The sequence below is a fragment of the Antarctobacter jejuensis genome (assembly GCF_052266595.1).
In the GTDB taxonomy this organism is placed as follows: Bacteria; Pseudomonadota; Alphaproteobacteria; order Rhodobacterales; family Rhodobacteraceae; genus Antarctobacter; species Antarctobacter jejuensis.
This window is the reverse complement of the sequence record NZ_JBQQXJ010000011.1, coordinates 46,743-59,127: the sequence shown is the minus strand read 5'-3', so window position 1 is coordinate 59,127 and position 12,385 is coordinate 46,743. Positions and strand designations below refer to the sequence as shown.

Annotated in this window: 15 protein-coding genes; 12 read left to right on the top strand and 3 right to left on the bottom strand. The window is 64.6% G+C overall.

Translation table 11 applies throughout. The features are described 5' to 3' along the window. The first annotated feature begins 137 nt into the window (after nt 1-137). The 11 genes from rpmH to ACTXGA_RS16130 all read left to right on the top strand — a co-directional run bounded on the left by rpmH (nt 138) and on the right by ACTXGA_RS16130 (nt 8,955). Entirely contained in the window at nt 138-272 is a 135-nt protein-coding gene (gene rpmH, locus ACTXGA_RS16180) for a 50S ribosomal protein L34 (RefSeq protein ID WP_012177012.1), read from the top strand. A 17-nt stretch (nt 273-289) separates the two neighbouring features. Next, on the top strand, nt 290-682 hold the full coding sequence (gene rnpA / locus ACTXGA_RS16175; RefSeq protein ID WP_443395413.1) for a ribonuclease P protein component: 393 nt from the start codon (nt 290-292) through the stop codon (nt 680-682). Then, nucleotides 679-900, top strand: coding sequence for a membrane protein insertion efficiency factor YidD (yidD, locus tag ACTXGA_RS16170; protein WP_443395411.1), 222 nt, complete (start codon nt 679-681; stop codon nt 898-900). The genes rnpA and yidD overlap by 4 nt, the downstream gene beginning before the upstream one ends. A 15-nt stretch (nt 901-915) precedes the next feature. After that, on the top strand, nt 916-1,779 hold the full coding sequence (gene ttcA, locus ACTXGA_RS16165; protein WP_443395410.1) for a tRNA 2-thiocytidine(32) synthetase TtcA: 864 nt from the start codon (nt 916-918) through the stop codon (nt 1,777-1,779). A gap of 56 nt (nt 1,780-1,835) precedes the next feature. Next, the gene (locus ACTXGA_RS16160; protein ID WP_443395408.1) at nt 1,836-3,383 is read left to right on the top strand and encodes a putative bifunctional diguanylate cyclase/phosphodiesterase; all 1,548 of its coding nucleotides are present in this window, start codon (nt 1,836-1,838) and stop codon (nt 3,381-3,383) included. A gap of 197 nt (nt 3,384-3,580) precedes the next feature. Continuing rightward, on the top strand, nt 3,581-5,410 hold the full coding sequence (gene yidC, locus ACTXGA_RS16155; RefSeq protein WP_443395406.1) for a membrane protein insertase YidC: 1,830 nt from the start codon (nt 3,581-3,583) through the stop codon (nt 5,408-5,410). Further along, nucleotides 5,407-6,150: an MOSC domain-containing protein gene (locus tag ACTXGA_RS16150; RefSeq protein ID WP_443395405.1), complete on the top strand. Its 744-nt coding sequence runs from the start codon at nt 5,407-5,409 to the stop codon at nt 6,148-6,150. The genes yidC and ACTXGA_RS16150 overlap by 4 nt, the downstream gene beginning before the upstream one ends. Further along, the gene (yihA, locus tag ACTXGA_RS16145; RefSeq protein ID WP_443395403.1) at nt 6,150-6,800 is read left to right on the top strand and encodes a ribosome biogenesis GTP-binding protein YihA/YsxC; all 651 of its coding nucleotides are present in this window, start codon (nt 6,150-6,152) and stop codon (nt 6,798-6,800) included. Before ACTXGA_RS16150 ends, yihA begins: the two co-directional genes overlap by 1 nt. Nucleotides 6,801-6,917: 117 nt before the next feature. Next, nucleotides 6,918-7,802 (top strand): acetylglutamate kinase, encoded by an 885-nt coding sequence (gene argB, locus ACTXGA_RS16140; protein ID WP_443395401.1) that lies wholly within the window; start codon nt 6,918-6,920, stop codon nt 7,800-7,802. After that, on the top strand, nt 7,799-8,470 hold the full coding sequence (locus ACTXGA_RS16135) for a ferredoxin (protein ID WP_443395399.1): 672 nt from the start codon (nt 7,799-7,801) through the stop codon (nt 8,468-8,470). The genes argB and ACTXGA_RS16135 overlap by 4 nt, the downstream gene beginning before the upstream one ends. Next, entirely contained in the window at nt 8,467-8,955 is a 489-nt protein-coding gene (locus ACTXGA_RS16130) for a SixA phosphatase family protein (protein WP_443395397.1), read from the top strand. Before ACTXGA_RS16135 ends, ACTXGA_RS16130 begins: the two co-directional genes overlap by 4 nt. Nucleotides 8,956-9,082: 127 nt before the next feature. On the opposite strand, the gene paaK is transcribed toward ACTXGA_RS16130, so the two are convergent. Further along, entirely contained in the window at nt 9,083-10,387 is a 1,305-nt protein-coding gene (gene paaK, locus ACTXGA_RS16125; protein ID WP_443395395.1) for a phenylacetate--CoA ligase PaaK, read from the bottom strand. A gap of 27 nt (nt 10,388-10,414) precedes the next feature. Further along, nucleotides 10,415-10,867, bottom strand: coding sequence for a hydroxyphenylacetyl-CoA thioesterase PaaI (paaI, locus tag ACTXGA_RS16120; RefSeq protein WP_443395393.1), 453 nt, complete (start codon nt 10,865-10,867; stop codon nt 10,415-10,417). 115 nt (nt 10,868-10,982) lie between these two features. Here paaI and ACTXGA_RS16115 point away from each other — a divergent pair, with 115 nt between their 5' ends. Next, nucleotides 10,983-11,324, top strand: a complete 342-nt coding sequence (locus tag ACTXGA_RS16115; protein WP_443395391.1) for a DUF2794 domain-containing protein — start codon at nt 10,983-10,985, stop codon at nt 11,322-11,324. A gap of 49 nt (nt 11,325-11,373) precedes the next feature. On the opposite strand, the gene speB is transcribed toward ACTXGA_RS16115, so the two are convergent. After that, a complete protein-coding gene (gene speB, locus ACTXGA_RS16110; protein ID WP_443395389.1) occupies nt 11,374-12,330 on the bottom strand; it encodes an agmatinase in 957 nt (318 codons plus the stop codon). Nucleotides 12,331-12,385: the final 55 nt, after the last annotated feature.

The window sequence follows — 12,385 nt, the reverse complement described above, 5'->3', positions numbered from 1 at the left end:
CTTTTGGGCCCCCTGCCGCCGTCCCGGCGAAAAAAGCCATACACCCGTTTGACAGATGCCTTTTGCCCGCCTATAGGCAGGGCTTCGAATTTCCTGCCTCCGAGTCGACTCGCGGGCAATGAACCGGAGTAGCCGCGATGAAACGCACTTTTCAGCCGTCGAACCTCGTCCGCAAGCGTCGCCACGGGTTTCGCGCCCGCATGGCCACCAAGGCCGGCCGCAAGATCCTGAACGCGCGCCGCGCTCGCGGCCGCAAGAGCCTGAGCGCCTGATACCGCTTTCTGCGGGCATGACGACGCACGCCAAGACAGCCGCCCCGGATCACCCCGAGGCGGCTTCTTTGCCGTTGACGGTCCTGTCGAAACGCGCTGACTTCCTGCGCGCCGCCCGCGCCCGCCGCGTGCCTTGCGAAGGATTCCTTCTGCAGGCCCGGCAGCGTGCCGAGGGCGAAGCGACGGGCATCCGCGTCGGGTTCACCTGCTCGAAAAAGGTCGGCAATGCCGTCGCCCGCAACCGCGCCAAGCGCCGGCTGCGTGAAATCGCGCGGCTTATCCTGCCCGAGCTGGGGCAGGACGGCTGGGACTATGTCCTGATCGGCCGCGCCGAACAGACCGCATGGCGCGATTTCGAAGCGCTGCAAAAGGATCTGCGCCGCGCCCTGCGCAAGGTCCACGGCAGATGAGCCCGCTTGCCCATATCGTCGCCCTGCCCGTCCGTGCCTACCGGCTGCTGCTCAGCCCCTGGGTCGGTCACGGCTGCCGCTATCACCCCACCTGTTCTGTCTACGCCCTCGAAGCGCTGGAAAAACACGGCGCGATCAAAGGCGGCTGGCTGGCCGCGCGCCGCATTGCCCGCTGCCACCCCTGGGGCGGGTCGGGCATCGACAACGTTCCGGACTAGGATTATCTGACGCCCATGCTGGACGATGCCGACGACATTCACCCGCTCTTTCACGGGGCGCCCAAATCGACCGAGTTCAAGAAGCTCCGCAAACGGATCGTGCAGAACGTGCGCGAGGCCGTGGCGCAATACGGCATGGTCGAAGAGGGCGGCAAATGGCTGGTCTGCCTCTCCGGCGGCAAGGACAGCTATACCCTTCTGGCCGTGCTGTACGAGCTGAAGTGGCGAGGGTTGCTGCCCGTCGAACTGCTGGCCTGCAATCTGGATCAGGGACAGCCCGGTTTTCCCGCGACCGTCCTGCCCGAATTCCTTGAAAAGATGCAGGTCCCGCACCGGATCGAGTATCAGGACACCTATTCCATCGTCACCGACAAGGTCCCGCAGGGGCGCACCTATTGCGCGCTCTGTTCGCGCCTCCGGCGCGGCAATCTGTACCGCGTCGCCCGCGAAGAGGGCTGCACGGCGGTGGTGCTGGGCCATCATCGCGATGACATCCTTGAAACGTTCTTCATGAACCTCTTTCACGGCGGACGTCTGGCCACCATGCCGCCCAAGCTGGTCAATGAAGAGGGCGACCTGTTCGTTTACCGTCCGTTGGCACATGTGGCAGAGGCCGACTGCGACCGATTCGCGCGGGCGATGAACTATCCGATCATTCCCTGCGACCTCTGCGGATCGCAGGACGGGCTGCAGCGACAGCAGGTCAAGCAAATCCTTGACGGATGGGAGAAAAATTCCCCCGGACGGCGTCAGGTGATGTTCCGCGCGCTGATGAACATCCGCCCGTCCCACATGCTGGACCCCAAGCTGTTCGATTTCGCAGGCCTGATGCGTGACACGGAATCGCCCAATTCGTTGAAAAACGACCTCCCGCGTTAAGAACCGAGTTACCCCCGTCGCCTAAAGTTCTGTCCATGAAGGATAAGGACGGTGGAATGCAGGCGTCGCTGCTCAGGAATTTCGGCAGGCTCAGTGCTGCGCTCCGGCGCGGCCTGCATGGGCCGCAGTCTCTGGCATTCCTGCCTGCGGCCTCGCTTGCCGGGTTCTGGCTGGGCGGTGAGGCACTGCTGCTTGTGGTCGCGCTGGGAACACCGGCGGTGTTTCTTTTGCTGGGCGCGCAGGGTGGTCCGGTGCCGGGCGGCGGCGGTCATGACGGAAACTCCGACTTTGTCAGCGACAATGCCGCCCTCACCCTGTCGCAGCAGGCGCTGGACCGCGCCAGCGCCGCCAACCTCTCCACTGCCTGCATCCTGATCGAAATCGATGGGTTGGACGAGTTTTCGGGGCAGCCCGATGACCGCTCTGGCGACAGGCTGCGGGATCTGTCGCTGAAACGGGTGCGCAGCACCCTGCGGCGCGATGATCTTGCCGTTCGGATGGGCGAAAACCGGTTTCTTGCCCTGCTTGGCCCTTCCCTGCGCCTTGACCTGGAGGCGTTGCTGCAACTCTCGACGCGGCTGCAAAACGCGGTCGAGGAACCCGCGCCCATCGACGGTGGCATGCGCTATCTGTCCGCCTCCATCGGGTTCTGCGGCAGTCCCCGGCTGAAGGACAGCGCCGATGGCAAACAGTTCCTGGAGGCAGCGCAGGTCGCCCTGTGCGAGGCGATCGCCAACAGCCCCTCCGCCATCCGGTCGTGGTCGGAAAACATGCGCATGGCCCATATCGAACAGAAAAACCTGCGCAGCGAAGTGGACCGCGCCCTGTCCAACGGCCAGATTCAGCCGTGGTTTCAGCCGCAGATCTGCACCTCGACCGGCGAAATCAGCGGTGTCGAGGCACTGGCGCGCTGGATTCACCCGGAACGGGGCATCGTGCCGCCCGCCCAGTTCCTGAAGGTCCTCGAAGACGCCGGCCGCATGGATCATCTCAGCGAGGTGATCCTGCAGCATTCCCTGACCGCCCTGCGCAGCTGGGATCAGGCCGGGCTGAATATTCCCCGCGTCAGCGTGAATTTCTCGGACACCGAATTGCGCGACCCGCGTCTTGTCGAGCGCATCCAGTGGGAAATCGACCGCTTTGGCCTGACGGCTGAACGGCTGGGGATCGAGGTGCTGGAAACCGTGATCGCAGGCTCTCCGGAGGGGATCGTGGCCCGCAATATCGTCGAGTTGGGCAAGATCGGCTGCCATATCGATCTGGACGATTTCGGCACCGGGCATGCCTCGATCACATCTCTGCGCCGGTTCAAGGTGCACCGCCTGAAAATCGACCGCAGCTTTGTCACCCGTATCGACCGGGACGAAGAACAGCACAGGATGCTGGCCGCCGTTCTGGGCATGGCCGACCGGCTTGGGCTGGAGACGCTGGCCGAAGGGGTCGAAAGCGTGGGCGAACACGCGCTCCTGTCACAGCTTGGTTGCGATCATGTGCAGGGGTTCGGCATCGCCCGCCCGATGCCCGCCGATCAGATGATCGACTGGGCAGAGGCGCATGAGGCCCGGATTTCCGACGCGCGCAAACTGGGGCGCACGTCGCGTTAGGGGGCCGCGTCGCGGACCTATGCCGGTCCCGATGACGCCCGCCCGCATCAACCAAACTAGGTTTCTTCTGCCCTCGGGGCCAAAGCGGTCGGCTTGCCTGTGCCACACCGCCCCAAAAAGGGGGATTCCGCTTGACCTTTCAGGCGTGGAGGTTTTGAACCCTGCGGTGACTTTCAACGGGAAAGGTGACCGCCCAGATGGACGATCAGAACAAGAATCTCCTCCTCGCAACCGCACTCAGCATGGTTGTGATCCTTGTCTGGTTTCTGCTTTTCCCGCCGCCCGAGGTGGTTGAGGACCCCAACGCGCCGGTTGCGACCGAAACCCTGACGCCCGGCGATGAGGGCGATGTGGCCAGCGTGCCGCGCGCCGCGCCCGGCGCGACGCCCGGCCCCGTCGATCCCGCAGCCGTGACTACGGACACCACGGAGGCGCCGCGCCTGCCGTTGGACACACCGCGCCTGTCCGGGTCGATCTCCTTGACCGGCGGCCGCATCGACGCGCTGCAGCTCAAGGACTACCGTATTGAACAGAACCCGGAGTCCCCAACCGTCAACCTGTTGAACCCGGTCGGCAGCGACAATCCCTATTACGCGCTCTACGGCTGGGCCCCCGGTTCCGGTCTGGGGCTGGAGGACGTGCCGGGCGCGAACACTCTGTGGGCCGTTCAGTCCGGTGAGACGCTGGGCGTGGACAGCCCCGTCACCCTGCGCTGGGAAAGCCCGGCCGGTCTGGTGTTCCTGCGCACGGTTTCGATTGACGAAGACTATATGTTCACCGTCACGCAGAGCGTCGAAAATACCAGCGACACCGCAGTATCGCTAGCCCCCTACGGCGTGCTGGCCCGTCACGGTGAACCGGCGGACCTGAAGAACTTCTTCGTGCTGTTCGAAGGCGCGCTGCAGATGTCCGACGGCATCCTCGAACAGACCAAGTATTCCAACATGCCCGACCTCGACATGCTGCCCGCCGAAGGCACGCAGGCCACGGTGGAACGGGCGCAGGAATCGGGCTGGATCGGCTTTACCGATCACTACTGGATGACCACGCTGATCCCCGCCGCAGGGACGCCGTTCAAATCCGTGGTGAAATACGACGCCCGCCGCGACATCTATCAGACAGAGGCCGTTCTGCCGACCGTCCAGCTGGCCGCTGGCGCCAAGAGCGAGGTCACGACCCAGCTGTTTGCCGGTGCCAAGGAATGGGATACCATCCGCCAGTACCAGAAGAACGGGATCGACCGCTTCCTCGATTCCATCGACTGGGGATGGTTCTTCTTCCTGACCAAGCCGATCTTTGCCGTGCTGCACTGGCTGAACTTGCACATCGGCAACATGGGCGTGGCCATCATCGCGCTGACCGTCCTGCTGAAGGCCGTGCTCTTCCCGCTGGCGTACAAGTCCTACGCCTCGATGGCGAAGATGAAAGAGCTTCAGCCCGAGATGGAGAAGATCAAGGAGCGCGCCGGCGACGACCGTGAAAAGCTCCAGAAAGAGATGATGGGGCTCTACAAGAAGGAAAAGGTCAACCCGGCCGCGGGCTGTCTGCCGATCCTGCTTCAGATCCCGATCTTCTTCAGCCTCTACAAGGTGATCTTCGTCACGCTGGAACTGCGTCACGCGCCCTTCTTCGGCCCGTTCCAGGACCTCAGCGCACCGGATCCGACCTCGATCTTCAACCTGTTCGGCCTGCTGCCCTGGGCCGCGCCCGATCCGCAGTCGATCATGGCGCTGGTCTTCATCGGCATCCTGCCGCTGCTTCTGGGTATCTCCATGTGGCTGCAGCAGAAACTGAACCCGGCGCCCACCGACCCGACCCAGCAGATGATCTTTGCCTGGATGCCTTGGGTGTTCATGTTCATGCTCGGCGGTTTTGCCAGCGGGCTGGTGGTTTACTGGATCACCAACAACGTCATCACCTTCACCCAGCAGTACATGATCATGCGCAGTCACGGCTACAAGCCGGACATCATGGGCAACATCAAGGCCAGCGTGAAGAAGGGCGACAAGGCGAAGGACAGCAAATGACCCGCAGCCTGACCGCGATCTGGCGCTTTCCGATCAAGAGCCACGGCCGGGAAGAGCTGGACGCGGTCACGCTGGCCGCGGGCCAGAGCGTGCCCTGGGACCGCGCCTGGGGCGTGGCGCATGAGGACACCGACATCGACGGGGCAGAGTGGGCGTCCTGCCGCAACTTCACCCGCGTGGCCAAGGCGCCGCAACTGGCCGCCATCCGCGCCGCGCTGGATGAGGCCACCGGCACCGTCACCCTGTCACATCCCGAACGCGAAGACCTGACCCTGAACCCCGACACCGAAGGCGACCGTCTGATCGACTGGACCGGCGATTTCCTGCCCGAAAACCGCGCAAAATCCGCCCGCGTGGTCCGCGCGCAGGGGGCCGCCTTTACCGACAGCGACTTTCCCTCGGTGACGCTGTGCAACCTGTCTTCGCACCGGGCGGTGGAACAGCGGCTGGGCCATGCCCTGTCGATCCACCGCTGGCGCGGCAACCTTTGGTTCGACGGCGGCGCGCCCTGGGAAGAATTCGACTGGATCGACCGTGAAATCCGCATCGGTGAGGCCGTGCTGATACCGCGCGAACGGACCGACCGCTGCCTTGCCACCCATTGCAACCCCGACACCGGCAGGCGTGACCACAACGTATTGGGCGCGCTCGACAGCTGGGATCACCGCGATTTTTCCGTCCGGGCCGAGGTCGTGCAGGGCGGCCGGATCGCGCTGGGTGATCGCGTGGAGGAGATCTGATGCAACTGCCCTTCCCTCTGGCCGAAGAGCCCGATGACGATAAACGCGAAGCCGCGCGCAAACTGTTCGCCGGTGAGGTCGACTTCCTCAAGGGCGTCGTCGCCATGTCCGGCCTGCCGCCCGATGACCGGGCCGAGGTCTGCTTTGCCGGGCGCTCCAACGTCGGCAAGTCCAGCCTCATCAACGCGCTGACCGGGCGCAAGGGCATTGCCCGCGCCTCCAACACGCCGGGCCGGACGCAGGAAATCAACTATTTCACGCTGGGTGCGGATCACTACCTTGTGGACCTGCCCGGCTATGGCTTTGCCAATGCGCCGGTCGACGTGGTCGCGCGCTGGCAGAAACTGCTGAAATCCTACCTCTCGGGCCGCGCCGGTCTGCGCCGCGCCTTTGTGCTGGTGGATTTCCGCCACGGGATCAAATCCGTGGACGAAGAGATCATGACCCTTCTGGACCGCTCTGCCGTCACCTTTCAGGTGGTCATGACCAAGGCGGACAAGGTCAAGGCAGACGATCAGGAAAAGATCCTGAAACAGGTGCGCGAAAAGCTGTCCAAACACGTCGCCGCCTACCCCGAACTGGTCGTCACCAGCAGCGAAAAGGGCGAAGGCATCGCCACCCTGCGCGCGATCATCGCCTCTCTGGCCTGACTCTGGCCTGACTCTGGCCTGACTCTGGCCTGAACCGGACCTCACGCGCGGCTGCCCCTCTGGCATTCGCCGTGCGGGCGGGGCATGGTGGATCACGCACCGATCTGGATGACCGCGATGAGACGACAGAACATGAACAGAGACTGGATTGCCACCGCCCGGACCCTCTCCGAGGCCCTGCCCTACATGCAGCGCTACACAGGCGCCGTCGTCGTGGTGAAATTCGGCGGCAACGCCATGGGCGACGATGCGGAAATGGCCGCCTTTGCCCGCGATATCGTGCTGATGCGGCAGGTCGGGGTGAACCCGGTCGTCGTGCATGGCGGCGGCCCGATGATCAACGACATGCTGAAACGCCTGAACATCAAAAGCGAGTTCGTGCGCGGCAAGCGTGTCACCGACAAGGCCACCGTCGAGGTGGTGGAAATGGTCCTGACCGGCCTCGTGAACAAGCGGATCGTGCAGGCCATCATGGACGAAGGCGGCCGCGCCGTCGGTCTCTCGGGCAAGGATGACGACCTGATCGTCTGCGAACCCGACGATCCCGAATTGGGCTTTGTCGGCCGCCCGATAGAAATGAACGTGCAGGTGCTGCGCGATCTGTTCAACGCCGGGATCATCCCGGTCGTGGCCCCCGTCGCCACCGGCACGCAGGTGACGGAAACCTACAACGTCAACGGTGACACTGCAGCCGGGGCCATCGCCGGCGCGCTGAAGGCGGATCGCCTGCTTCTGCTGACCGATGTGCAGGGGGTCAAGGGACCGGATGGCGAGGTTGTCACCGAACTGACGCCCGACGATGTACGCCAGATGACCGCCGATGGCGTGATCGCCGGCGGCATGATCCCCAAGACCGAAACCGCGCTCAAGGCAATCGAAGAAGGCGTGCGCGCCGTGGTCATCATCGACGGTCGCGTCTCCAACGCCTGCCTGCTGGAACTGTTCACCGAACATGGCTCTGGCTCCATGATCCGCCCGGCGCATCTGCCGCCGCGGGAATGACGCCCGACAGTCTCGATCAGGCCGATACTCAGGCCGCCTGCGCCGGTCTGCGGTTGCGCGGCGCGCTGCATCCCGGATCAGAGGATGGCGCGCCGGAAGGCACCGGCACGCTGCTTTTGCTTGGGCCGGATGAACCCGGCTTCTGGCCGCTGTTCACCTGTAGCCCCGAATACACTGACGGCGCGCCCAACCCGCTGGACCGTTGGTCAAAGCGGGTCGTCACCGCGCTGGCAGAGGAGTGGGGCGGAGAGGCCCTTTTTCCATCTGACGGCCCGCCCTACGCGCCTTTTCTGCGGTGGGCGCTGAACTCGGGACAGGCGTGGTCCTCGCCCCTTGGCATGCTGGTGCAGGCGCAGGCGGGGCTGTTCATCAGCTACCGCGCCGCCGTCGCCTTGCCGCTGCGGCTGGACCTGCCCGCACCCGCCACGCGCCCCTGTGACACCTGCGCCCGCCCTTGCGAAACCGCTTGCCCGGTCGGCGCGCTGGCCCCGGATCAGGCCTATGACGTGGCCCGCTGCAAGGCGCACATCGCATCCCCCGCAGGCGCAACCTGCCGCATCGACGGTTGCCTTGCCCGCCGCGCCTGCCCCGTCGCGGTCGAATTTTCGCGCCGTCCAGAGCAATCCGCCTTTCACATGCGCGCCTTTCTCGGAGCAGACGCCCCATGAAACAGCTGATCCTCCTCCGCCATGCCAAGTCCGACTGGAGCCATAACCTGTCGGACCATGACCGCCCCCTGAACACGCGCGGCCAAGGCGCCGCGCCCGCCATCGGCGCGTGGCTGCGGGACAAGGGCTATCTGCCGGATGAGGTGCTGTGCTCCACCGCCACCCGCACACGTGAAACGCTGGACCTTCTGGACTGCGACGCGCCGGTGCGCTTCGAAAGGGGCCTCTACCTGGCCGAAACGGCAGATATGCTGGCGATCCTGCATACCGCTAAGGCCGACAGCGTCCTGATGCTGGGCCATAATCCGGGCATCGGGTTGCTGGCGCGGATGCTGGTGAAATCGCCCCCGGCGCATCCCCGCTTTGACGCCTATCCGACCTGCGCAACACTGGTCGCGCGGTTCGATGTGGACAGCTGGGATCAGGTCGCCCGCGGCACCGGCACGGTCGTCGATTTCATCGTCCCGCGCGATCTGACGGACTGATCCGGCCCCGCCTCCGCAGGGCAATTTCCTAACCAAAGGTAAAACCGTCTCTGCAAACCCTTGATTTCATTAAGGCGCAACCGTGTCCACGCGTGGACACCCCCTGCGGGGTGTCCCGTGGCGGGCCTCAGACCTTGGGCCGGTTGTCCACGATCCGCACAGCCTTGCCCTGACTGCGGGCCACCCCGCCGGGCTCGGCCACCTCTACCTTGACCGTCACGCCGACCACCTGCTTGACCTTGGCGGCCAATTCCCGGCCCGCCTCTGCCCCACCACCCACGGCATGCGGCCACGGCTCGACCACGACCTTCATGACATCCTTGTGCTCGACCCGGTCAAGCTCCAGCTGAAAGTGCGGCGCAAGCGCCTTCACCGTCATCAGTTGCTCCTCGATCTGGGTCGGAAAGACGTTGACGCCCCGCAGGATGATCATGTCATCGCTGCGCCCCGTCACCTTTTCCATCCGCCGCATCGACCGCGCCGTCCCCGGCAACAGCCGCGTCAGGTCGCGTGTCCGATAGCGGATGATCGGAAAGGCCTCCTTGGTCAGCGAGGTAAAGACCAATTCACCCAGCTCGCCATCCGGCAGCACCTCACCGGTGTCCGGGTCGATGATCTCGGGATAGAAATGATCCTCCCAGATGTGCAGCCCATCCTTGGTCTCGACGCATTCGTTCGCCACGCCCGGCCCCATCACCTCCGACAGGCCGTAGATATCGACCGCATGCATGTCAAAGGCCTGTTCGATCTCGACCCGCATCGCATTGGTCCAGGGCTCTGCCCCGAAGATCCCCACCTTCAGCGGCGATTTGCGCGGGTCTTTCCCTTGCGCCACGTATTCATCGATGATCGACAGCGCATAGGACGGCGTCACCGTGATCCCGGTTGCACCGAAATCCTCGATCAGCCGCACCTGCCGCTGTGTCATCCCGCCGGAAATCGGCACCGTCGCCAGCCCCAGCTTGTCCGCGCCCAGATGAATGCCCAAGCCCCCGGTGAACAGCCCGTACCCATAGGCGTTGTGCAGGATATCCCCCGGCTTCAGCCCGCTGGCCCGCAGCGACCGCGCCACCACCGTGCCCCATGTATCCAGATCGCGGTCGGTATAGCCCACAACCGTCGGCTGCCCCGTCGTCCCAGAGGAGGCGTGGATGCGGCGCACCTGATCGCGCGGCACGGCGAACATGCCGAACGGATAGGTCGCGCGCAGATCCGCCTTTACCGTGAACGGGAACTTCGCCAGATCCGCCAGCGAGGTCAGATCATCGGGATGCACCCCGGCGGCGTCAAAGCTCTGCCTGTAGTGGGCCACGTTGTCATAGGCATGGCGCAGCGACCACTTCAGCCGCTCCAGCTGCAGGGCAGAGATTTCATCGCGCGAGGCAATCTCGATCGGGTCGAGGCTGTCCTTGGACGGGGTAAGGTCTTCCATCGGTCTCCTCCGGGGTCGGTCAGCGTGTCAGGCGCGCTCTTGATCTTGGTCGGTGTCTTCGGCGAACAACTGGCCCTTCACGGTCCGAGACAGGCCCCGCATCAGCGCCACGGTACGGCCATCGCCGCCGGTCACCGTCACATCATAGACACCGGACCGCCCGCTGCGGGCCTGTTCCTGCGCAGTTGCGGTCAGCCGCTCGCCCAATTGTCCGGGCGCCAGAAAGGTGATCTGGTTCTCCTGCGCGACGGTCAGTTGATTGTAGCTGTTGCAGGCAAAGGCAAAGGCGCTGTCGGCAAGGGTAAAGATATGCCCGCCATGACAGATCTTGTGCCCGTTCAGGTGATGCACCTGCACCTCCATCGACAAAACGGCGCGACCGGGCGCGATGCCCTCGATCTTCATGCCCATGGCCTGACTGGCGGCATCCCCCGCCCACATGGCCTGCGCCGACCGTTCCGCGCGTTCCTGCGGTGTCATCGCACCCCTCCCCTGTTGCGCCGGACACTGCCCAAAACCGACCGCTCGGTCAAGTTATTTCGCCACCCCTCGCTACCCCCTTGATTTATGGTCAGAAGAGCGCAAATCTGGGGGCATGAACAGCTTGACGCCTTTCCCCGGGCAGGGGACCGCGCAGGAGGTTGTGGCCTTCCAGCGCGCAGAGCTCAACGTGATCCTCTCGCTTTATGGGCGCATGGTGGCCGCCGGTGAATGGCGTGACTACGGCATTTCCTCGCTGAAGGACGTCGCGGTCTTCTCCGTCTTCCGTCGCACCGCCGAACATCCGCTCTACCGGATCGAAAAACGCCCGAAATTGCGTACCAAACAGGGCGAATATGCCGTTTTCGGGATGGACGGGCAGGTGCTCAAACGCGGGCACGACCTGAAAACCGTCCTGCGCGTGCTGGAACGCAAACTGATCCGCGCGGTGGACTGACGCGCCGCCCGCGCTCCGCGAACGGCGGGCGGGCGGGTCAGGTGCGGGATCAGCCGTCAGACAGCATCGCGCAAAGCAGTTCGAACATGATCGACGCGCCAAGGAACGCCGTGCCGCCACTGGTGTCGAAGGGCGGCGACACCTCGACCAGATCGGCCCCCACGATGTTCAGTCCCGCCAGTTCACGCACCACCTGCAGCGCCTCGAAACTGTTCGGCCCGCCCACCTCCGGCGTGCCGGTGCCGGGCGCAAAGGTCGGATCGACAAAGTCGATGTCATAGGACACATAGGTCGGCGCGGCGCCAACGATCTCGCGCGCCTCCGCCATCACATCCGCAACGCCGCGCGCGAAATATTCCTCGATGGTGACGATCCGGATGCCGACGCTTTCGGCAAAATCGCGATCCTCGGCGTCATACATCGTGCCGCGAATGCCGATCTGGATGACCCTTTTGGGGTCCAGCAGCCCCTCTTCAACCGCGCGGCGGAACGGCGTGCCATGCGTATACATCGTGCCGCCGAAATAGCTGTGGAACAGGTCCGTGTGGCTGTCGAAATGCACCATGCCCAGCGGCCCGTCCTTGGCCAGCGCCCGCAGCACCGGCAGCGAGGTCAGGTGATCCCCGCCCGCCGTCAGCGGCCGGATCCCCGCCGCAACCAACTGACTATAAAACGCGGTAATCCGCGCCATGCTGTCAGGAATATCCGCCGGGTTCGGCCCCACATCGCCCAGATCGGCGCAGTTCGCCGCCTCAAAAGGGCGCATCCCGGTGACGCCATGCTGCGCGCGGATCATGGTCGAGGCGTCGCGCAACTGGCGCGGCCCGTGGCGCGGACCGGGGCGGTTGGTGGTCCCGCTGTCCCAGGGCACACCCACAAGCCCGATCTGGACCTCGTCGAACCGCGGATGATCGGGCGTCACATGCGGCAGGCGCATAAAGGTCGGCACCCCGGCAAAACGCGGCAGATCAAATCCGGAGACAGGATGGAAAAAGGAATCGGACATGGTGTGCTCCTCACGTTGCGGGTGCGCGGGGGCAGTCCCACGCACTCTCCGGGAA